We start from the raw sequence: 23,434 nt of genomic DNA, 5'->3' as shown, positions 1-23,434 counted from the left end.
GTCATAGTTCATGTGATGACTATCGCATGTGCTAGAGATGGATGAATCATGTCTGCACAACAGCAACCCCAGCTTAAGCATGGGCTGAGCAACCGCCATATTCAGCTGATTGCTTTAGGCGGCTCTATTGGTACAGGCCTATTTTTAGGCATTTCGCAAACCATTAAACTGGCTGGCCCTTCCGTTATTTTAGGCTACGCACTGGCGGGCTTAATTGCATTTTTCATGATGCGCCAGTTGGGTGAAATGGTGGTTGAAGAACCAGTGAGTGGCTCTTTTAGTTATTTTGCCTATAAATTTTGGAGCCCTTTTGCCGGCTTTATGTCGGGCTGGAACTATTGGGTGCTCAATGTCTTGGTCTGCATGGCGGAACTCAGTGCCATCGGGCTCTATGTCCAGTATTGGTGGCCTGAAATTCCCACATGGATTTCAGCGCTTGGTTTCTTTGTACTGATCAATGCCATCAACCTGTTACATGTCAAAGTCTTTGGTGAAACAGAATTTTTATTCTCCATGATTAAAATTCTCGCAATCATTGGTATGATTGGATATGGTGCTTGGTTACTGGCAAGTGGTCACGGTGGTGCACATGCCTCTATTTCCAACCTCTGGGCTCTAGGCGGTTTCTTTCCCAATGGCATTTCCGGCTTAATCATGGCGATGGCCATCATTATGTTTTCCTTTGGCGGGATTGAACTCGTTGGTATAGCAGCTGCGGAAACTAAAAATCCGACTACAACTATTCCTAAAGCAGTCAATCAAATTGTCTACCGTGTATTGCTGTTTTATGTGCTTACGATCATTGTTCTGCTCTCATTGTTTCCATGGAATCAAATCGCAGAAGGCGGTAGTCCTTTTGTTTTGATATTTGACTCCTTAGGTAGTCAGGGCGTTGCAACTGTGCTGAATTTTGTGGTCTTAACCGCAGCTATATCGGTGTATAACGGCACCAGCTACGGCACGAGTCGTATGCTGCTAGGTCTGGCAGAACAAGGCAATGCCCCACAATTTTTAAAGAAAATTAACCAACGCGGCATTCCTTATGCAGCCATTTTATGCTCTGCGTTGGTGACCTTACTGTGTGTCGTATTGAATTATATCTTCCCAGAAAAAGCCTTTAAGCTGCTAATGAGCCTTGTGGTTTCAGCCATTGTGATTAACTGGATGATGTTGGCGTTGACCCATTTAAAATTCAAGCAACGTATGCTGGCATTGCAAAAATCAACCTTGTTTCCAACTTTGATTTACCCTATCAGCAACTATATCTGTATTGTATTTATGCTCGGTATTTTAGTGGTGATGTGGCTCACACCTGATATGCGAATTGCAGTAATGCTGATTCCACTTTGGATTGGCTGCTTAACTCTAACTTACTGGTTTAAACAAAGATCAAAAACGCAAAAAATACCATAAATAAGTCAGCAAACAGCGCCAATAAAAGGCACCCTTCCCTTTAAAGACGCTGTTTGCAAATCAAAGTCAATTTCCCAAATGACTTTGATTGAATCACTTTATTGTAGTCATGACCGATGCAGAGTGTTTCTCTTTTATTTGCTTATTTTGAGTATTTATTGAGAAATATTTTCACATAAAATAGTTTATAAAGAAAATTATACGCAGGAATACGTTATGAATGACGCTCACTACGTTTTAGATAAAATTGACCGCCGTATTTTGTCTGAACTTCGCCAAGATGGCCGTCTGACTGTTACCCAATTGGCTGAGAAAGTTGGGCTCTCGTCTTCTCCGTGCTGGACACGTGTAAAACGTCTAGAAAATCTCAACATCATTGAAGGCTATACAGCAAAGATTAATTCAAAAGCCATTGGGATTAATGAGCTGTTTTTTATTGAAATTACGCTTGAACGCCATGATGATGAAATCTTAGAACAATTTAGTGAAGCACTGGCTTACATGCCTGAAGTGGTTGAAGCGCATTTAGTAACTGGCGATTACGACTACTTACTCAAAGTCGCAGTGAAAAATGCGGAACACTATGAACGCTTTTTGCGTAAAAACTTATACTCAATGAAAGGTGTACGACATACACGCTCCATTTTTGCCTTACGCCCTTTGAAGCTCGAAAATAAATCAGACCTCATTATGATTGAGTGATTGCTGCAACTATTGTGTAAATGTGGTTTAATACTCTCAGTATGAGATGAGCCTCTTACAGTATGTGCCTTAGATGTGCATACGACTAGCCCCTAACCATGGGGCTTTTTAATGCCTATAAGTTTTAGAATACTGATATTTCAGATAGTTCAAATTATTCAAATACAAAATGGCAGCCAATAAAAAAGCACCCTAAAGTGCTTTTTTATTGGCGATATCATCTCTAAAAATATTAACCCAAAATACCAATTGAGAGCTGAATCACAAAAGCATTCACAATATCAACAAAGAATGCACCCGTCAGCGGAATGATCAAAAAGGCTTTGTGGGATGGTCCATAGGTATTGGTTACCGCTTGAATATTGGCAATTGCTGTCGGTGTCGCACCTAAGTTGACACCACATTGGCCTGCACAAAGTACCGCAGCATCGTAGTTCTTACCCATCACACGGAAAGTCACAAAGTACAAATAAAGTGCTAAGAACAGTGTTTGTACAATCAGGATAATCACCAGTGGACCAACCAAATCTGCCAACAACCAAAGCTGTAAGGACATTAACGCCATGGCTAAAAACAGTGCCAGTGAAGCATTGCCAAATACATCGATGCAGCGGACAAAAACCTGAACTCTCAACCCATGCTCTAAAATATTACGTAAAACCACACCACACATTAGCGCCCAAACAAAACTTGGTAGCTCAAACCACTGCCCTTTAGCCGCCGCTGTCATGAAGTATGCAAAGCTGATGCAAATGGCAAACATCCCCATGGTTTTGACGCATCATCTGCCGTAATTAGACGTGTTTTTTCAGGAAATTCAAATGGCGCCGTTTGTGCTGAAGGTGGCGCTTCATTACGCCCTGTTGCAGCTGGAATTTCTTCAGCCAACTGGTAGCGACGTATCAGAAATTTAGCGATAGGTCCACCTATTACCCCGCCAATGATCAAACCAAATGTTGCACTTGCCATGCCCAGTACAATCGCACCCTGCACACCGTGTTCATTTTCAAATATCGTGCCCCACGCTCCTGCTGTCCCATGACCACCTGTGAGTGTGACTGAACCGGTAATTAAACCAATCAGCGGGTCTAGACCTAAAACTGTGGCAAGGCTAATACCAACCACATTTTGCAGCAGGACAAATACAATGACGCAAACCAAAAAAACAAGCAGCGACTTCCCACCTTCTTTAAGCTTAACAAAGCTTACACTTAAACCCACAGAGGTAAAGAACATCAGCATAAAAATTTGCTGAATATTGGTATCAAAGTTGACGGTTATGTTTGAACTTTTAAACAAAATATAAGTAATAACAGCTGCAACCAACCCACCTGCAACAGGTTCGGGAATGTTATATTTTTTTAAAATACTGACTTTATTCACACATACATAACCGACCAATAGCACAGCAACTGCTGCAACAATGGTCATAAATGCATCGAATTGATAGTTCATGAGATATCCAATGATGCTTATTTCATTAATTCTAAAACAGATAAGTCAGTGATGAACAGATTAAAGTTTCTCAATGTACAATTTCTATGCTTTAGATTACATGATGTTTTAAAACTGAGCTCAGTATTTTAAAACTACATAATCTTAAAAAACAAAAAAGACCCAATTGGGTCTTTTTGTTTTTATAGCAACGTAACTTTAAAATTAAAATTTATAATGAAAGCTTAATGTTGCATTTCTTGGTTCGCCCCAAATCATTGAATCTGAGCCTATTCCATCATAATATTTTTTATCAAATAAATTATTTACATTGAGTTGCGTACTAAAATTTGGATCAAACTTATAACCCAGCATTGCATTTGCAAGATACAAATCACCTCTGTCCACACGCGTCGCACCTGTGCCTTTATAAATTTTACTAAAATAATTTAGGCCAGCACCGGCATACCATGCTTCATTTTTATATTTAACAAATAAGTCTGCCGTAGTCCGAGAACTGGTAGAGTTATAATCAACACCTTTAGCATCCTTAGCATCAAAATTGGCAACACCAAAGCTAAGCCCCCAATTCTCATTAAGCTCACCATCAATGTTGAGTTCAACACCTTTACTGGTTACACCTTCAGCCGCAAAATAAGCATTTTCTGGGGTATCAGCCCCGTTGCTATCTTTAACTTTTACTTCTTTTCCATTTGAATCATATAATTGCTCTGCAACATTATCTTGTTCAATCCGGAAGATAGATAAGGCGGCATTTAGCTTTCCATCCAAATATTCACCTTTTAAACCCATTTCATAGCTTTTACCGTCAATAGGATCAAGGTAATTGCCACTTACATCTTTTCTGTTTTGTGGTTTAAAAATACTGGTATAGCTCACGTATGCTGAATAATCTCACGCAACGTCATAAATAAGGCCAAAGTAAGGTGTAATCTCATTTTTAAACTCTCTATTCCCTTTACCATCTGCTGCTTCGTATTCCCAATTTGAAACACGAACACCTGCAACTGCTTTTAATGAATCTAAAATATGGAATTTACCTGAAATGTAACCTGCTGTTTGAACCGTGTTATTGAGTACACCTTTTTGATTTTTTTCTATAGGTACAACAATTTGGGTATTCATATCGTTAAAGCTTAATGCATCTACATTTAATACATTCCCCCCCGTATAATAAGAACCACCAAAGTTATTTTTCTTTAGTTCAGATTTATTCCATGCCCCTCCAACAACAATCTCTTGCTCACGGCCAGCAAGTATAAAAGGCGCTGCGATATAAACATCGACATTATTTTCATCGGTACGTTGATCATCTGCATAAACAGAAACATTATACTTTTTGGTAGTCTCATTATAGACTGGAAGTTTATTTGTTTCTTTATTCACTTGCCCTGTTGTGTACAACAAGTTTGAAGATGAATCTTCTTGTCTGTATAAATATGAAACGTTTAAACTTACATCATTAAACAAAGTATGCTTTAAGTCAGCAAAAAGCATCGTCGTTTTTGCGTCCCAGTACCTCCAGTCAGAACTAACTGTTAGTGATCGATCAAAATTAGTCCTGGTACCATCGGTATAAAATGCGGGTAAGCCTCCCCAACGCACACCATCGCGATTCAACTCTTGATAAGATGCAGCGAAAGATAATAATGTTTTATCGCTAATATCATAATCAATTGCACCATAAACAATATTTCGCTCTTTCTCATAAAAATCCATAAATGAATCTTCATCAGAATGTTTTACGAAGATGCGTCCACGAAGTGAGCCATCACTATTTAAAGGTGCTGATAGATCTGCCGAGCTTGAATAACTATTCCATGAACCAACCGATGCATTTACTGACCCAGCAAACTCTCTTGAATTTGCATGCTTACGGATTAAATTAATACCCATTGCTGGGCTTCCAGCTCCAGTCATTAAACCATTAGCACCTTTTACGACTTCAACACGATCATAAATGCTTAAATCTAGGTCAGCTGCCACTAAGTTTGCAGTTGTTGGCTTGCCATCGATGAGGAAATAATCTACATCAAAACCGCGTGCATAAGGTCGCTGACGTTCGTCCGTACGCGGAGTAGATACACCTGTAATATTACTCATCAAATCTTGGAAGGATTCAATGTTACGGTCATTTAAATATTCTCGGGTATAGACTTTGACTGTTTGTGGCGTTTCACGTAGGGATAAATTTAACTTGGTTGCGGTATTTGTGCTGCTCGTCGTATAGCTGCCTGTATTTTCGGTAACTGCTGTTTTATCTTGGGCTGTAAGGGTAATGGTCGCCAACTGTGCATTTGGCTGAGACGTTACATTCGCCTCCTCCTCTTCTACGCTGTTTGCATGTGTCATAGACAGCATGGCAGTTGAAGACAGAAAAATGATTTGCATCGCCAAATAGAGTGGCTTTTGCGTAGAGAGAGGACGTTTAAACATATCAGGACATTCACAGCTAATGAGAAAAAATAAGACAATGAATTGATAATTTTAAAGTGCGCACGTGCCTACTATGCTTAAGTAAAACAAGCACCTTTGTAGTATCACAAGTACTAAGATTCGTAAAATCCTTTTCGAACATCTCAGTGGTTTGAGTCATTACATATCAATCCATTTCGAAAAATTATAAACAAAAAATAATGCAAGTGATACTAATTATCATTAGCAAATACATCTTTAATTTAGATTTAAGATATTTGTATTGCCGATATACGTTCCTTTTCACAGAAACTGGGTGAAAAATAGACAATCGATATTTATAATGCTCTAATTTTTTATAATTATAAATAGGCTTTGTTGCACAAACCTATCTGTAAAGGCTTTTTCAGCGATATAATTTTCAAATGAAGAAGCCTACACACAAAATCTACCGCACAACCAATTGGCCCGCATATAACCGAGCACTCATGAGTCGCGGAAATATTGCCATTTGGTTTGATCCTGCTACGCAATGGTATGCGCCATCAAAAGGCAAACAAGGGCGAAATCAAACCTACTCCGACGCAGCCATCCAATGCTGCTTAATGATTAAATCCTTATTCCGTCTGTCTTTACGTATGGTCACTGGCTTTGTGCAAAGTCTGATTAAACTTTGCGGATTAAATTGGATAGCTCCAGATTACACCACGCTTTGTAGAAGACAAAAGCATATTGATATTGTAATCAGCTACCAAAAAAGTAGCGATGGGCTGCATCTACTCATGGACTCTACAGGCATGAAGTTTCTAGGTGAGGGCGAATGGAAACGCAAGAAACATGGACCTGAATATCGTCGCCAATGGCGTAAACTTCATATTGGTATAGATGCTAAAACCCTACAAATACGAGCAGTTCAGCTTACAACCAATAATGTCAGTGATTCACAGGTGCTTGGTGATTTACTTAATCAGATTCCACAAGATGAGCAGATTAACTCTGTTTATACCGATGGAGCTTATGACACCAAGCAATGCCGTCAGGTCATTGCAGATCGGCAAGGGCATGCGGTGATTCCACCTAGAAAAAATGCGAAACCATGGAAAGATACAAAGAGTAGCTCGCTAGAGCGAAATGAATTACTTCGAACAATTAAACGTTTAGGCAGGACACTATGGAAAAAATGGTCAGGCTATCATCGTCGAAGTTTGGTTGAAACTAAGATGCATTGCATCAAATTATTAGGCGATAAACTCAGTGCAAGGAGTTTTGATAGCCAAGTGAATGAAATCCATGCACGTGTAGCAGTCCTTAACAGATTTACGGAATTAGGTCGACCACTTACCCAAGTTACGCCTTAAATTTGGCTCAATTAGGGGCGCTTTGCATTTCAAATCTTTGTGCAACAAAGCCTATCAAGTTTTAGATAATTTATACAAATATTTTTATCCGTAATTGTATATCGAATATACTGACTTAGAGCCAAAATATAATTCTCACTCCTAACCTCATCAACTGTAAGTAGCTTAATAAAATTTGACTGCCAAAACATATCAAATTTATTTTTATAATCAAAATATTTTGGTTGTGAACATTTATATAGTAAGTCTTCGACTATTTTTTCTAATGCTTTTTTTGGATCAAATTCTGTAAATAATGAATCAAATTTTTCTTCGTAATAATTTTTCATAAAAAAATAAGGACTGATAAATCAGCCCTTATTCTAAACTACTTTTTAATCAACAATTAAGTTAATTGAGCAGCAGCAATTTTCTTCGTATCAACGTCTTTAGCAGCGTTAGTATATTCGCTCATCTTGTCAAAGCTTAAGTATTGATAGATGTCAGCTGACATGCTGTCAATTTGAGCTGCGTACTGTTGGTATTCTTCTGGAGAAGGCAATTTACCCAATACAGCAGCAACAGAAGCAAGTTCAGCAGAAGCTAAGTAAACGTTAGCACCTTGACCTAAACGGTTCGGGAAGTTACGAGTAGAAGTCGATACACAAGTCGTGTTCGGCGCTACACGTGCTTGGTTACCCATACATAATGAACAGCCTGGCATTTCAGTACGCGCGCCAGCTTTACCATAAGTATTGTAGAAACCTTCTTCCATCAATTGACGTTCGTCCATACGCGTAGGTGGAGCAATCCACAAACGAGTTGAAAGTACGCCACCAGGAACTTTCTCTAACAACTTACCAGTTGCGCGGAAGTGACCAATGTTCGTCATACATGAACCAACGAATACTTCGTCAATTTTCACGCCTTGAACGTCAGAAAGCAATTTAGCGTCATCTGGGTCATTCGGGCAGCAAAGAACTGGTTCAGTAATTGTCGCAAGATCAATTTCATACACTTTCGTGTATTCAGCGTCAGCATCAGCTTTAAGAAGTGATGGGTTCGCTAACCATTTTTCCATGTTCTCGACACGACGAGCCATAGTACGCGCATCGCCATAACCTTCAGAAATCATCCACTTCAACATTGTGATGTTTGATTTGAGGTATTCAGCAACTTTCTCTTCAGAAAGCGTGATAGAACAGCCCGCAGCAGAACGCTCAGCAGACGCATCAGAAAGTTCGAACGCTTGCTCAACAGTAAGGTCAGTTTCCATTTCTGTTAAGTCGATCTCAAGGATACGACCAGAGAAGATGTTTTTCTTACCTTTCTTCTCTACAGTTAAGTCACCTTGCTGAATCGCAACGTAAGGAATTGCATGTACAAGGTCACGTAGTGTGATACCAGGTTGCATTTTACCTTTGAACTTAACAAGTACAGATTCAGGCATATCCAGTGGCATAACACCAGTCGCAGCAGCGAAAGCTACAAGACCAGAACCCGCTGGGAATGAAATACCAATTGGGAAACGCGTATGTGAGTCACCACCAGTACCAACTGTATCTGGAAGAAGCATACGGTTTAACCAAGAGTGAATAATACCGTCACCTGGACGTAGAGATACACCACCACGGTTCATGATGAAATCAGGAAGCGAGTGTTGCATTTGAACGTCAACTGGTTTTGGATACGCAGCTGTGTGACAGAAAGATTGCATAACAAGGTCAGCAGAGAAGCCTAGGCAAGCCAAGTCTTTCAATTCGTCACGAGTCATTGGACCAGTTGTATCTTGCGAACCCACAGTAGTCATCTTAGGTTCACAGTAAGTACCTGGAAGTACACCTTGACCTTCAGGAAGACCACAAGCGCGACCAACCATCTTCTGAGCTTGAGTGAAACCTTTACCAGTTGCAGCAGGCTGAACCGGAGTACGGAACATTGTAGATACTGGAAGACCTAAAGCTTCACGCGCTTTAGTCGTCAAACCACGACCTACGATCAGGTTAATACGACCACCAGCACGAACTTCGTCTAGAAGTACTGGAGTTTTAAGTTCAGCTTCAGCGATTTGTGCGCCGTCTTTGAACGCAGTTACTTTAGCAGCAGCGTGATCGATCTTAAGAACGATTTCGTCGCCCATGTTCATGTTGGCAACATCGATCTCGATCGGTAATGCACCCGCATCTTCCATGGTGTTGAAGAAAATCGGAGCGATTTTAGAACCTAAGCAGTAACCACCGTCTTTTTTGTTCGGGATGTGTGCAATTTCGTCACCGAAGAACCAAAGTACAGAGTTAGTTGCAGATTTACGGCTTGAACCAGTACCAACAACGTCACCTACGTAAGCAACTTGGTTGCCTTTCGCGATCAAGTCTTTGATTTGGTTTAATGGACCAACTTCACCAGGAACTTCTGGGTTGATACCGTCACGTACGTTTTTCAACATTGCGTTTGCGTGCAATGGAATGTCTGGACGGCTCCATGCGTCTTGTGCAGGTGACAAGTCGTCAGTGTTAGTTTCGCCAGTTACTTTGAAAACGGTAAGTTTGATTTCAGTCGGAACGTCTTTACGAGTCGTGAACCATTCAGCGTCAGCCCAAGACTGCATAACCGCTTGAGCATTCGCGTTACCAGCTTTTGCTTTGTCTGCAACGTCATGGAACGCATCAAATACTAGAAGTGTTTTCTTAAGCGCTTCAGCCGCTAATTCTGCAAGTGCTGCATCGTCAAGAAGAGCAACTAAAGGAGCAACGTTATAACCACCAAGCATAGTGCCTAGTAAGTAAACCGCACGTTCTTTAGAAACTAATGGTGAAGTCGCCTCGCCTTTAGCCAAAGCAGCTAAGAATGCAGCTTTAACATATGCAGCTTGGTCAACACCCGCTGGAACACGGTTTTCTAGTAAATCAACTAAAAATGCTTCTTCGCCAGCTGGTGGGTTTTTTAATAATTCAACTAATGCAGCTGTTTGAGCATCGTCAAGTGGCTTCGGTGGGACTCCGAGTGCGGCACGTTCTGCAACGTGTTGGCGGTAAGCTTCTAGCACGGTGTTATTCCTCTTTTTTAAAAAATTATTTACGTATTCCTGCTTTAAATAAAGCTACGTAAATAATATGGACTGCTTAATTTTACTAAAATTCCAGTTAAAAGTTAATGCGCTACAAGTGTTTCTTCGTGATGCCCATTATTTTCTAACTAAATGATGTTCATATCGATTGCACATAAAAACGGCAATATAGTCAGATCGTTTGGAAATGTTTCACATTAACTTTGAACTGCCATTTAAAAACAAAAAAGGCAACCTATGTTGCCTCTTTTTACGTAATATAAATATTCAACCTTAGTGTACTGTTGTGGCTTGAATATATTGTTTGAAACTTTCACGACAGCCTTCAAATTTCATCTGAATTTCATCCTCATGCAAATTTTGATGTGTAGAGCTTGCAAAAGAAATTTGTACTGAAATTCGTGTAGGTTCATGGTCAAGTGCGTGTTTGAAGTATACATGGTCACCCAAGCTAAGGACATAATGACCACCGCCAATTACGGCCACACCATTTTCATCTTCCAAGAGTAAATCTGCGTGATTTAAATAGCCAACAACTTCCATTTTCTGCTCCTCTCGTTTTTTTATTCTAGGTTCATTATTCTTTATTTTTATATGCTTTGCTATATATATGATTTAGAGTTTTGTCACAAAAAAAGTTCCATGCAAAAAATAAAAAACCGTTCCTTAGAACGGTTTGTAATCTGGCATTTCAGTATGCGGTGTTGCAATACATTTTTCAGTATATTTCACACGAATTTTTTCACGCGCACCTTCAATATCGGATTTAATTTCAGCCTCAGGTAAAACATAAACATCTTCAATAATTTCTAACGCAAATGCCTTAGTCATTTCGTCTTCAACTTTATTGGCATGCTCAATCGCTTTATCTTTTTCAATGGCATTTTGACGGTCTAACATAATTGAACGTGCTGCATTACCAATACTTTTACAATAGCCATGCCATTGCTCTTCTGGTGTTAACGGTTTTTTTTCAGCACAACCCACCAGTGCAATCACAGCAGCCAAAGCGAATAACTTTTTCATTACAACTCTCCTATTCGCCCTATCATAATCAAACTTTTTCAAATGAAGAACCATTACCCACTTTAAATAGTATAAAAGCCCAAATTTGGGCTTTTATACTTAGAAAAATTAACCGCAGCTTGCTTGAACTACTTTATTGGTTTTCGGATCGACTGTTACTGTCACACGGTCTTCGCGATAATCCATAGTCACAGGCTGCCCTGATTGTACTAAGCGTACCATCTTCGCACTGGTTTTTTGCTTAATCTGTGCTTCAGTTAAATTTGACTGACCAATCAAAGCTGTCGCTTGCTCAGCAACACATTTGCTTTGACTAGCACGGAAAAGTGCCCATTCTTCAATGATTTGACCATTCGGTAAATGGCAATAGCCTACTTCACCATTGGCCTCTTTTCGAATCTCTAATTTACCACCCTGTTCAACACAGTACGTACTGGCAGGATTAGCCATACCTAAAGTTGGCTTTTCAGTTTCATTCTTTTGCGCAGTACTACAACCCGAAATAGCAGCAACCATTAATCCAAGCATTACGATTTTTTTCATAAAAAATATTTCTTTAAATAAAAGATCAACATAGCAAATATGTTTAAAAAAAAACTGTGCGAGTTTTGCAACATTTAAGATTGCATAAAAAAGCCCATCACTTGACGGACTTTTTATTTTGAAAAGCTAGATTTTCAGGTCAATTTTAATTGACTGAGTGAATATCAAGCTCTTCATTTTTTGCTAAAACTACAGATGCTAGAATTGGAGTACCTAAAATGAACGGCATAGCAAAGATCCAAAAGACCACGGTATAGTGCGGATCAAAGAAAAACTGGATAGCAAGCGCCACTAAAATTAAAACTGAAAATAAAATCACTGCAAAGCGTATTACAAAATTGATCGGCATAGGGATCATCACTCTAAATTTAGCAAGTCCATTTACTATACACCTACTTTCATTATGGTTTAATTGATTTTAAGTATCTAGTGTCTGTTATTCATAGGTTTTCTTCATCTATCAAATAAAGAATTTTATCAAATGACGAATTAAGCTTTTTTAACACCTAAAAATAAAGCCTACATGATGTAGGGGCTTTATTTGGCAGAAGAGCAGCTTTAGAACTTCCAGTTATAGAAGACGTCGATGGCACGCTCTAATGACTGACTCGCCTCTAAGTACATACGTTTGTTCATTTGATAACGCAGAGTCAGTTTATTGACTGGTGTAAAGACACCCACGCCATAACGAATATATAAGTCAGGTGTAATATAACCCGTCAGGCTGACTTGTGTGTCATCCCCTGTGCCTTGCGCATCCAACGCCAAACCGCTTAAGCCAAAAGTACGTCCAATTTGGTTCGTAAAGGCGCGTGTACCGCCTAAACCTAAACTAATCCCTGCGGCAGCAATGGTGTTGTTGACATCTGACTTGAAGCCTTCCGTTTGACTTAAACCAGTTGTACCTTCATTAATTCGGCCAGTGATTAACGCATTCAAAGCTTCTTGCTCAGAAAGCCCTGCATCGTTATAGACTTGAATATTGGGTGATGTTGCCGTACCCGTCACACGGAAACCCACCGTGCTGCCTTGTACATTTTTATTTGCATCGACATCCAGTGTCGGGTTGCTCAACACACCGTTAAAACGCGCAATAGCACGGTTTAAATCCAAACTCTGTCCATAAGCTTCAATTTTAACTTTCTGACTTACTCCAATTGCACCATTGGCACCCATTGCGGTTTCAGCACCGCGCTGAGACAAATATAAACGTCCTAACAATGGAATACGACTATTAAACCCTTGGAACACAACTTGATTACCTAGTCCAACCATCAGATCAGCACGAATATCCCAAGGTTTTGCGCTATTTAAAATCGCCAATTGGTTTTGACCTTCTCTGACCACGCGTACATCTGACGATACGTTCACCACAGGTACAGATGCTTCAGGCATCGAAATAAGCGCACGAGGAACTTGAATTTCACCGTTTAAGGTTAATTTCTTACTCAACGGTAAAACATCCAGTGTGATTTTAGGCGTCACTAGCGCGGTAATTAATGGCGCTTGGCGAATCAGTAGATTTTCTCCATTCAACTGAAGCTGAATGCGTGGATCATTTTTCCAATCTACCGTCCCTGTAAGTGTGCCCACACCACGACCACTGTTAAAAGCACCATTGATGGTGGCTTGGTCTTGGCGTATAGCCGAATACAGCTGAATATTGGTCAAGTTGACTGGCAATGAAATCATACTAATCGAACCGTCTTTCAGACGGACATCGCCTGTAAGTAGTGGTGCTTTTAGCGTTCCATTAATCATACCTGCATACGAAATTGTTCCACCCATCGAACGTACATCCGCAATGAAAGGTTTAAAGACTTTAAGTTGTACCTGATCAAATGCAATTTCACCGCGCATAGGCATATTGTCCCGATACGGATCAATAACCACATTAGCATAGCCCACACCAATTTCAGGTGTTTTGACATCCAAACGGATTTGTAATCCTTCTGCGATGCTTTTGGCAACCAAAGCCACTTGTTCATATTTTAAGGTTGAGCCCATATCTTGTGGGTCATCCGCCGCCAAGCCAATCACACCATCACGGGTGACTAAGCGCGCATCAATTTTTGGTTTAGATCCTTGTGCCCAAACCGCTTTAGCATGTCCATTTAACTTACCTGTAATCGCTAATCCTTCAGGCATAAAGGCAGCAAAGTCGTTTAGGTCGAGGTTTTGAGTCAAGAATGAAATATTGCCACGTGTTTTACTGACTCGAATCGGTTGGTCAAAACACAACTGACTTTGTTGACTCATCCAACAATGCGCACCAATCAACAAATCTGCTTTGGCACTGTTATAGACCACGGCTGCACTTTGGCGCTGTACCAAACGTGCACGTAAAGAGTCAAAATCACCTTTTTGGATCTGACCTAACCAATCATTTTGCGCATTAAAACCACCTGCCAATTGCACATAAAATTTCGACTTTTCGTTTTGTGCAGAAACTTTTAATAAATGAGCTTTGCGAATACCTGCCAGTGAAATTTCACCTTGTTGAATTTCACGATTACCACTTCTTAAGCTTTCCATTTTTGCAGTCAATAATGATGGCGTTGTTTCCGATGTCGGTAACTGCCCAACAATGCGTAATTTACGCATATCAATCAGATCTTTAAAGCCAAAATTATCCACTGCTAAGTTTGCCGTAGCCCTTAAACGTGGTTGAGATTGAATATTTAAATAACCGTAGGCACGGCCACGTAAACCCGCATAAATTTCATACAGTGCAGGCGCATTAATATTCAGTCTTAAATTTTGCGCATTACCCGTCGCTTGCACTTGGTTTTTGGCATAAGCCAACAGTAGATTATTCGCTTCAAACTGTTGCGGTAAAAAGCCCTTTTCACTGGAGTTGAGCACCAAAGCTAAATTACCTGTACCACGCAGTGGTTTATTATTGAGCATGCCTGCGAGGTTTAAGCTCTCAATGTTAATGCGTTTTAAAGCATCCGACCATGTGCCTTTAGTTTTCACTACACCAGACAATTCGCCTTTAACACTAGATGCAAAATATTGTGGTTTAAAACGAATGAATGCTGCATTCACATCCCAAGTGATACCGTGAATAAAATGCACCAAACCACTGGCATTAATTTGACCTGCCACACCATTGTGTTTCAACTCAGTTACTTTAATAAACTCAGGCGTTCCTGAAAGTTTTAGGTTTAACGCACCCTGACTCGCTTCAAACTGGCTGGCTTTTAAAGCGCCATCATAGTTCACTGCATAGCCTTTGAAAGCACCACCAGCTTTTTCATCATTAAACAGGAGTGCCGCGGTTGACTGACCAGTTAAGTGAACCGTTTCATTATTGCCCACCAGTTTTCCAGTCAGATCAATGCCCTGTAGCTGAATGATTTGCTGATTCGGTTTGGCATAGCCACTTGCTTGGAGCTTTCCATTCAATAGATTAACTGGTGAAGCTTCTGCTACCATTTGCGGGTTAAAATCTTTCGCGTTTAAAGCAGCTTTCCACTTCAGTTGACGTTTCTCATCTGGCAGCTCTACCACCGCATTACCACTTAAGCTTCCCTTACCTGCTACATAACTAAAACTCGGCACATTTAAATTATTATTTTTAAAATTTAACTGCGCGAGGTAATTACCCGCAGGTAAGGTCGCTTTTTCGTGTTGACTCACAACAGTAGCAACATGAATATCTTGCTGACCTTCAACCAACGCCAGTTTTACATCTCCTGAAGCACTACTTAACCAGCCGATATAAGGCACGGCGCGGTCAATATTTTTCCAAGAGACATCTATCAACATTGGCTGGACTTTGTTATTTTTCTCTGGGTTTTGGTCTAGTGCGAGATGCCATGCTTCATAACGATCAAAGTCTAGATCTGCGGTTAAGTGTAAACCCTTTTCAAGCGTACCTTTGGATGCAATTTTTGCATCTAAACTTGGTGGTAGAAAGTCAGAAACCACTTGTGGCAGTACATCATCTTTAGGATTAATTTTATCTAAACGACCTTGTATGTCCCAAGTGACATGATCTTTCCAACTCACCACACCACCCAGATTGACCGAACCTTTCATCAACTGAGCATTTAGGTTATCAATATCAAGTTGATGAACCAAATCGGTATGCATCAAAGCAGTATATTGACCTTTTGGAATATCTTTACCACTCAGATCTGTATTTAAGTCGATATTTAAACGTTCTATATCACCTGAAAATTTAGCAACGCCTTTTTCAGCATAGAGTTTGTAATCGGTCAGGAGTGGTAAGTTGTAATGATTAAATTTTAGCTGACCTTGCATCGGTACATGCTCACGTACAGGGTGCAAAATAGCCCAACCCGTCAACAGGTCAGGTGTCCGCGTTGCAAAACCCGCTTGAATAGTATCCAATGTCCCTGTTGCGTGTACAGCAATATCATGCACATTTAAGCTATCACGTAGTGCTGGTAGGTTGACAATAGCAGTCGCCTCAAGTGGATATTTCCCTGAGAATTTCATTTTCCCAGTTGCATTACCAACTGCTAAATAGCCCATGTCCATGCGAGAGTCTTCAAACTCAAGTTCCGTCCCCGACCAGAGGGCATTATTTAAATGCACATCATAAAAATCTACTTGGGCATCGGATGCAGTCCGGATATTTAAATGATCAATATCTGCTGTATCTAAACGTAAAACAAAGGGTAATTTAATTTCGCTGAACTTAAAGGGTTCATCACTCGGTTCACCTTTGGTAATGATGCGCAAATTGCGTACATCAGCTTCACGTAGATGAATCTCCTTATCTAAGATGGCACGCCAACCCAAAATCACGTCAGCACGGTCAATTTTGACATCGACAGGCTTTAAGGTAACCACCACATTTTTAAGGATAATACCTTTCCACAAGTTACCGCCTTCATACTCATATTGGATAATCTGCTGACGTTGTAAAACTTGGTCGAGTAAAAACTTACTGCCTTTGTCGGTAGAAAACATGACCGCAAGCGATATCACCAACAAGATGAGCGTCAACAACAGCGTCAAAATGACACTTCTAAAAATACGTCGCTGTTTGATGAGCGGCGCAGGTGGTGTTGGTTCTTGCTGCTGTTCTACTTCAGCCATAGTCTTCCCAAAAAAGTGTTAAATATTATAATAATGAGCCAATAAAGAAATGCACACGTATCGGATGACTATCATCAGAAATACCTGAAGCTACATCAATCCGAATGGGGCCTATCGGTGATGCCCAACGCACACCAAGACCAATACTGTATTCGGTGTCATTGCTAAAATCTGTATCATAAGCATTACCAAAGTCGCTGAATACTGCTGCACGCCAGCCTTCTTTAAATTGGTAATTGTATTCCATGGAGCCGACAGCTAAGGCTTGACCACCCACTTTAAAACCATCGACCACAGGTGACAAACTCTTGTAGTCAAAACCACGAATGCCTTGGTCTCCACCCGTGAAATAACGTAAGTTATAAGGGACTTTATTAAAGTCTGAGGTAAAGATATAACCGAGATCACCACGCCCAACAAACTGGTGATTATCATTTTCACCCAATGAATAGATAAAACGCCAACCCGCATTTACGATGGCCATATCTGCATCTGAAAGTAGGCTTTCGCTTCCCAGTTCAATTTTATAAGTTTGTTTAATTCCCTTACTTGGGTTTACACGCTTATCGCTATCGATTCTAGAAATTTCATAGCCCAATAAAAGCGACTCTTGCTCAGGGTCATTATTTGCAATAAATGCATCCGGCAAATCATCTACATTCGCCGAACCCTTTTGCGTTAATCGATCTAAACGGTAACGCACCCCATAGGTATGTTGCCAATTCCCCATTGGGTTTTTGATAACACGGTCAGCCCCAGCAACAGCAGATTCAGTGAGTAAGTTTACGCCTTGTCCGATGTCATCTCGTTCTTCACGCTCATAACCTCCCACGAGACTGATATAATCATTTAGTGGATGCTTATATGGGATATTATAGCGACCATCAATAGCCTGTCGAATTTCTGAAAGTTCCAAGTTGGCATCAAAAGAGTGACCACGCTGGTTCACAATCGCACGGCGATACTGTGTACGTAAGCGTGCACCTGAGTCACTACCATAACCAGCACCGACTTCGACACTATTTAACTGGTCTGCATTTAAAGTGACTTTAACAGGAATTACTTTTGTTTCCCGAGCTTCAAGTTTTAAACGCTCTTCTTCACTCTGTTTGGTTTCTTGTGCGGTGCGAAGCGCTGCTTGTGCTTTATTTTGCTCAGGATCATTAACACCTGCGAACTGTGCTTCACTCACCACAGACTGCGTCACTTCACGATTCGAAGCAACTTCCTTTTTTTCTTGAACCAGAACATCCTGACGAGAAAGTTGTTGTTCATCGACCAACTGCTGTAAATCAGGTGGTAACTCACGAACTCTTTCAACAGGATCAGGTCGAACAGCATCTACCAAGCTGTAGTTAAAGTAACGTGAGTTAGTTAAATTATTAGCCAAACCATTAACACGCCAAAAGGTATAGTCCGCCCCAGGCTCCCAAGTCACTAAACTTTGTAAAACATCTAGATCAATAGGCAGTGGTTTGCTTGGGTCGCTCATCACAAACTCAACACCGCCAAGTTTATAGCGTTCACCTGTTTCATAACGTAAGTTAATGTCTGCCGTATTTTGCGGCTGTTCAACTTTCACATCATGTAAACGCCAATAACTATCAAAGAAACCGTTATTGCTGGCCGCATCATTAATTCGTGCTTTGGTCGACTCGTATAAGCCGTGGTGCAATACATCACCGACGTCTTGCTCCGGTAAGACTTTAATCACTTGGAACTGCGGTAAGTACTGCCCTGCGCCACTAAACTCGATGTTTTGTTCTTCAATCCGCACAGGGGTATTCGGTACCACTTGAATGCGCACACGGTTACTGCTGGTTTTTTCAAACTTAAATTCAGCATTATAAAAACCGACAGCTTGTGCGGCTTGGTTTGAAAGTGAACGCAACTGTGGCAGTGCAGAAGGAAAGTCTTCAAAAGACTCTTCAGTAAAGCTAGAAACTTTGCCTTTAATATTTTCTTTTAAATTAACCAAAGCGGCCTGATACGCTTTATTGGGTATTTCACCTTCATATTTCGCATTGATGACTTCGACATCCGCACTGATCCGCGGCACCTTTGCCGTATCCAGTTCTCTTGGTGGTCGAATTTTATAAAGCATGCGTTTAAAGAAATTAGGTTCTTTGGCAATTTGCTCTTCAGCACTCATGCCAAAATCTAAAGTATTTCCTTCCGTGTTGGCTTCTACTGAAATTTTACTGTCTGCTTGAATACTTTGTATCAGTTGATCAACATTGACCGGAGCTTGATTAATTTCCGCCATTTCCTGCTGAGTTGCATCGCTCAGCACCAACTCGGTCGTTTTACCACTTCGGTAAGCTTGAGCTTCTGCTTTCGCTTGCTCAGCCATCTGATAAATATCATTGGCCATGCCTTGATCAACTTGCAGAGTTGGCAATTCCTCAAGATCTTCAAACTCAATCGGTGCAAATTCAGGTAAATTTTTTAAAGCCGTCTGCTGCTGTTGCAACATTTGCATACTGTCAGGAACCGTAGGCTGAACTACAGAATTTTCAACTTTTTTTAATTCGTCCGCGCTGCCCATACCTTGGCGAATTGCTTCTTTTTTAATGTCTTCAGTGAATTGCGTAGAAGTTTGTGGCTCGACTTGTGCGTTACTTGGTTCAATCGCAACGGGCGTTTCAGCCAAAGCGGCTTGTGACAAAAGCGTTAAAAAGATACTCAGACACAAATATTTATTGTTATGATGCCACGGTATGAAAGAATTCATACTCAATGAAAGAGTCGACTTTTTAAATTGTGTTTTGGCAAGCATAGAAAACTCTAAATTTATTTAATCGTTACGGATTTGCTCTAATGAATTGTCACAAAAGAACTGAAATCTATTGATTATTTTACCCAATTTCAGGTTTTAAATATCTTACATGATTTTATTGAACGTTTGAGCAATTAGTCACATTTCTTAATAAAACTTAATGCAGTGCAAAAAGCATGAAAAACAATGAACATCTATTAAGTACCCGTCGTTTTCTTCCCATGTTTATTACCCAATTTTTTGGTGCTTTAAACGACAATGTCTATAAACAAGCTTTGCTTTTAGTCATTACTTATGGATGGATTAATCAACAAGCCGCGGATGTCAGTACCTTAAATAATTTAGCCGCACTGTTATTTATTTTGCCTTACTTCATTTTTTCTGCAACCGCAGGACAAATTGCCGATAAGTTTGAGCGCTCACAACTTATTCGTGGCATCAAAGTTCTAGAAATTGTGATTATGCTCATCGGTTCTGCGGGTTTCTTATTGGGCAATTTATGGCTGCTGCTCTTGGCTCTATTTATGATGGGCACACACTCCACCTTCTTTGGCCCCATTAAATACGCCATTTTACCTGAGATTCTAAAACCGAATGAACTCATGTCAGGCAATGCGCTATTTCAGTCGGGTACATCCATTGCTATTTTAATCGGGATGATTTTGGGTGGCGCAGTTATTTCGGTTTCTCAAGGCAATCTTATTTGGATCAGCCTGACTGTCGTCATTATTGCCGTTTTGGGTTATCTCTCCAGTCGATTTATTTTAAAACAGCAAGTCAGCTCACCCGAGTTAAAAATTGATTGGAATTTCTTTAGAACCAGTTTTCAAACACTCAAATATGCCAAAAGCCTCCCCCTCATCTTTATGATTTTACTGGGAAATTCATGGTATTGGTTTTACGGAGCAACCTATCTCACCCAAATTCCACAGTTGACTCAACAAAACTTACATGCATCAGAAAATGTCGTCAGTCTTTTACTCACGTTCTTTTCTGTCGGGATTGGAGTCGGTTCACTGCTGTGTCGTAGAATTGGTGGCTCTGAAGTGAATATTAAAATGGTGCCTATCGGTGCGATTGGGCTCACCCTATTTGCCTTTTACTTGGCTTTGAGTCTGGCTTTTGTACCTGAGCGTACAGGGGCAATGATGAATGTCGCGGATATGTTTAACCACGGTGCAATTTACTACCATGTCATGCTTGCAGTGACCTTGCTCGGCATCAGTGGTGGTTTTTATATTGTGCCCCTATACGCCATGATGCAAGCCTATTCACCGCGTTCACATCGTGCACGCGTTGTTGCTGCAAACAATATATTAAATGCGGTGTTTATGGTGTCTTCTGCTGTATTTTCGATTATCATTTTAAGTGTTTTGAAGATTGATATTAAAATACTTTTCAGCATTACTGCTGTACTGAGTGCGGGCTTTACGCTGTGGTTGTTATATCGACTCAAACCCATGCTAAAAACTGTACAACCTGAGTTAGAGGACTAAAGTTATGCGTCATTACACTGGAATCGATAAATTTATCAATTCTTTTGATCAAGCCCTGCGTAGCTTAGTTCCAGGCACAACGTCTGCTCAACGTGAAAACCCAGGCAAGGCGGTCGAAACCCAACTCGCCGTGAGTGAAGCGCGTCATGTTGCAGGTCTAATGCGAGTCAACCATAGTGGCGAAGTGTGTGCGCAAGCGCTTTATCATGGGCAAGCTTTAACGGCAAAACTACCGAATGTACGCCGCGAAATGGAACAAGCTGCGATTGAAGAACAAGACCATCTTGCATGGTGTGAAGATCGCTTAAAAGAGCTAGACAGCCATACCAGTCTGCTCAATCCAATTTGGTACGGCTTATCCTTTGGTATGGGCGCAATCGCAGGCATTGCAGGCGATAAATATAGCTTAGGTTTTGTTGCAGAAACTGAACGCCAAGTGAGCCTGCATTTACAGCATCACATCAGCCAACTCCCTGCTCAAGATGACCGTTCACGCAATATTCTTGTGCAAATGAATGAAGATGAATTACACCATCGTGATACAGCACTGAATGCTGGCGGTGTCGACTTACCGATTCCTGTCAAAATCACCATGACGGCTATATCAAAACTCATGACCAAGACCAGTTATTTTATTTAAACCACAATGGTTTGAACCCAATAAAAAAGCAGTGGTTATGCCACTGCTTTTTTATTGACTTAATGCTGAGTTATTCCACAACGATCGGCAGTAATAAAGTATTACCTACTTGCTTTAAATTCGCCGTATATTTTGACGCTAGTGATGGATTTGATGGATAGCTTTTCCCATTGTACTTCAGTATGACCTGTCCCAAACCTCGGGTATAGACCGATAAATCACGCCAACCTTGGGTTTGAGTACTTAAAGCATAAATCGGTGTAGATGAAACAGTCATTTTGCTATGCGGTTGGAAACTCTCATCTGCAAGACCTTTAAAGACCAGCAACGTACAGCCACCTGAACCACACCACTCCATCCCACTTAATAGCACCACGGCATCATCGATTCCGTCTTGGTTTAAATCATATAGGCTAGCTTGATAATCCGATTGATCTTGGGTATAGGTCTGAACAGCTAGTTTTAACCCTTGTTTTTCAGTCGTTTGAGATACACTCGTTATATCCATAGCAGGTCTCGCTGTCGTTTTGGACGGAGTTGAATGACAGCCCGCTAAAAACACTGCTAAAGAAAGAGCACTCAAAATTTGTATTTTCATGAAAATAGCTCGCTGCGAATTATATTTTATAAGCATATTAAGCCAGTTCAAGTGCCAATCACACTTCGATATGTTACTTGGCTTCCAAGCAGCTCACCGTTGGAAATACATGCGCTTGATGTTGAAATGCATTATCCTTCCACACATCGAACATTGGAATTTTAACATCTAAAGCCAAAGGCAATTTTTTGGGATTGAACTGCATATGTTCTAAGTTTTCACCCCATGCAATCAAATCGACATCCAGTGAAATCTGATGCGATGGGCGGATACGCCCAGATGTGGCTTCCATATTTTTCAGCAATACTGAAATATCGGTAACGGACAAAGACGATTTCAACAAACAGGCTGCATTCCAATAATCTGCCCCAACCCCATCACGGCATGGAATTAAATAAATGTTCGAAAATTGCAGTTGCCCAATTTTAGCAAGTTGCTCAGAGGCATATAAAAAATGTTGCTTTGGATTATTATTACTCGCCAGAGCTAGGGCGAAAATCGTTTCGGTGGCGTTCAAGACGAATTCCTACAGAATTTGCTTGCGCGATAATGGCAGGCTTACGGATGGTAATATTAATCGATTCAATCGCATGAAAGGTAGAAAAAAGTGCGTTGATAACCAATTTTGCTGCATGTTCAATCAGTTCAGGCTTAGCATCCTGAATGACCTTTGCTGCAATTTCACAAATTTCAGCATAATTTAAGGTATGGTCTAAGTCATCTGAGTTTGAAGCTTGTTCCAAATCTGTTTGAATAATCATATCCAACATTAAAGGCTGAATAATCTGACGTTCCCAGTTAAAGCAGCCAACCACTGTTTCAACCTTTAAGCCTTCAATGATAATTGCGTCCACATTATTACCTTTAACAGATTTTGACATTTTAAT

General features: G+C 40.5%; 15 protein-coding genes and 2 pseudogenes. 5 read left to right on the top strand and 12 right to left on the bottom strand.

Annotated elements, in window-relative coordinates; translation table 11 throughout:
- Window positions 1–48 precede the first annotated feature (48 nt).
- Together AC4MDD_RS06725 and AC4MDD_RS06720 are read left to right on the top strand one after the other, a co-directional pair.
- Window positions 49–1,413: an amino acid permease gene (locus tag AC4MDD_RS06725; RefSeq protein ID WP_004696534.1), complete on the top strand. Its 1,365-nt coding sequence runs from the start codon at window positions 49–51 to the stop codon at window positions 1,411–1,413.
- Between the two features lie 216 nt (window positions 1,414–1,629).
- Complete coding sequence (locus tag AC4MDD_RS06720) at window positions 1,630–2,115, top strand: Lrp/AsnC family transcriptional regulator (RefSeq protein WP_004696532.1); 486 nt, start codon at window positions 1,630–1,632, stop codon at window positions 2,113–2,115.
- A 232-nt stretch (window positions 2,116–2,347) separates the two neighbouring features.
- Here the strand turns inward: AC4MDD_RS06720 and gltS are convergent.
- Window positions 2,348–3,570 (bottom strand): annotated as a pseudogene (gene gltS / locus AC4MDD_RS06715) (sodium/glutamate symporter).
- 204 nt (window positions 3,571–3,774) lie between these two features.
- Window positions 3,775–6,006, bottom strand: a pseudogene (locus AC4MDD_RS06710) (TonB-dependent siderophore receptor).
- Window positions 6,007–6,410: 404 nt separating this feature from the next.
- Here AC4MDD_RS06710 and AC4MDD_RS06705 point away from each other — a divergent pair.
- Window positions 6,411–7,343: an IS5-like element ISAba12 family transposase gene (locus AC4MDD_RS06705; RefSeq protein ID WP_074384144.1), complete on the top strand. Its 933-nt coding sequence runs from the start codon at window positions 6,411–6,413 to the stop codon at window positions 7,341–7,343.
- A gap of 385 nt (window positions 7,344–7,728) precedes the next feature.
- On the opposite strand, the gene AC4MDD_RS06700 is transcribed toward AC4MDD_RS06705, so the two are convergent.
- The 7 genes from AC4MDD_RS06700 to AC4MDD_RS06670 form a co-directional block, all read right to left on the bottom strand.
- On the bottom strand, window positions 7,729–10,368 hold the full coding sequence (locus AC4MDD_RS06700) for a bifunctional aconitate hydratase 2/2-methylisocitrate dehydratase (RefSeq protein ID WP_491882440.1): 2,640 nt from the start codon (window positions 10,366–10,368) through the stop codon (window positions 7,729–7,731).
- Between the two features lie 294 nt (window positions 10,369–10,662).
- Complete coding sequence (locus tag AC4MDD_RS06695; protein WP_491882439.1) at window positions 10,663–10,932, bottom strand: hypothetical protein; 270 nt, start codon at window positions 10,930–10,932, stop codon at window positions 10,663–10,665.
- Between the two features lie 123 nt (window positions 10,933–11,055).
- A complete protein-coding gene (locus AC4MDD_RS06690) occupies window positions 11,056–11,415 on the bottom strand; it encodes a hypothetical protein (RefSeq protein WP_491882438.1) in 360 nt (119 codons plus the stop codon).
- 108 nt (window positions 11,416–11,523) lie between these two features.
- Window positions 11,524–11,958: an I78 family peptidase inhibitor gene (locus AC4MDD_RS06685; RefSeq protein WP_491882437.1), complete on the bottom strand. Its 435-nt coding sequence runs from the start codon at window positions 11,956–11,958 to the stop codon at window positions 11,524–11,526.
- Between the two features lie 145 nt (window positions 11,959–12,103).
- Window positions 12,104–12,307: a hypothetical protein gene (locus AC4MDD_RS06680; RefSeq protein ID WP_004696512.1), complete on the bottom strand. Its 204-nt coding sequence runs from the start codon at window positions 12,305–12,307 to the stop codon at window positions 12,104–12,106.
- 209 nt (window positions 12,308–12,516) lie between these two features.
- Entirely contained in the window at window positions 12,517–17,034 is a 4,518-nt protein-coding gene (locus tag AC4MDD_RS06675) for a translocation/assembly module TamB domain-containing protein (RefSeq protein WP_491882436.1), read from the bottom strand.
- A 25-nt stretch (window positions 17,035–17,059) separates the two neighbouring features.
- Window positions 17,060–19,813 (bottom strand): autotransporter assembly complex protein TamA, encoded by a 2,754-nt coding sequence (locus AC4MDD_RS06670; protein ID WP_491882435.1) that lies wholly within the window; start codon window positions 19,811–19,813, stop codon window positions 17,060–17,062.
- Window positions 19,814–19,989: 176 nt separating this feature from the next.
- Here AC4MDD_RS06670 and AC4MDD_RS06665 point away from each other — a divergent pair, with 176 nt between their 5' ends.
- Together AC4MDD_RS06665 and coq7 are read left to right on the top strand one after the other, a co-directional pair.
- Window positions 19,990–21,309, top strand: coding sequence for an MFS transporter (locus tag AC4MDD_RS06665; RefSeq protein ID WP_491882434.1), 1,320 nt, complete (start codon window positions 19,990–19,992; stop codon window positions 21,307–21,309).
- A 4-nt stretch (window positions 21,310–21,313) separates the two neighbouring features.
- Window positions 21,314–21,949 (top strand): 2-polyprenyl-3-methyl-6-methoxy-1,4-benzoquinone monooxygenase, encoded by a 636-nt coding sequence (gene coq7, locus AC4MDD_RS06660; RefSeq protein ID WP_004696505.1) that lies wholly within the window; start codon window positions 21,314–21,316, stop codon window positions 21,947–21,949.
- A 70-nt stretch (window positions 21,950–22,019) separates the two neighbouring features.
- Here the strand turns inward: coq7 and AC4MDD_RS06655 are convergent, their stop codons facing one another.
- From AC4MDD_RS06655 to folB, 3 genes are all read right to left on the bottom strand, one after another.
- Complete coding sequence (locus AC4MDD_RS06655) at window positions 22,020–22,547, bottom strand: COG3650 family protein (protein WP_491882433.1); 528 nt, start codon at window positions 22,545–22,547, stop codon at window positions 22,020–22,022.
- Window positions 22,548–22,620: 73 nt separating this feature from the next.
- Complete coding sequence (locus tag AC4MDD_RS06650) at window positions 22,621–23,064, bottom strand: 2-amino-4-hydroxy-6-hydroxymethyldihydropteridine diphosphokinase (RefSeq protein WP_491882432.1); 444 nt, start codon at window positions 23,062–23,064, stop codon at window positions 22,621–22,623.
- Window positions 23,021–23,401: a dihydroneopterin aldolase gene (gene folB, locus AC4MDD_RS06645; protein WP_010327015.1), complete on the bottom strand. Its 381-nt coding sequence runs from the start codon at window positions 23,399–23,401 to the stop codon at window positions 23,021–23,023. Before folB ends, AC4MDD_RS06650 begins: the two co-directional genes overlap by 44 nt.
- Between the last annotated feature and the right edge of the window lie 33 nt (window positions 23,402–23,434).

This window comes from Acinetobacter sp. CAU_H_29a_1 (genome assembly GCF_058599505.1).
The sequence above is the reverse complement of the archived record's forward strand: the minus strand, read 5'-3'. Positions and strand labels throughout refer to the sequence as shown.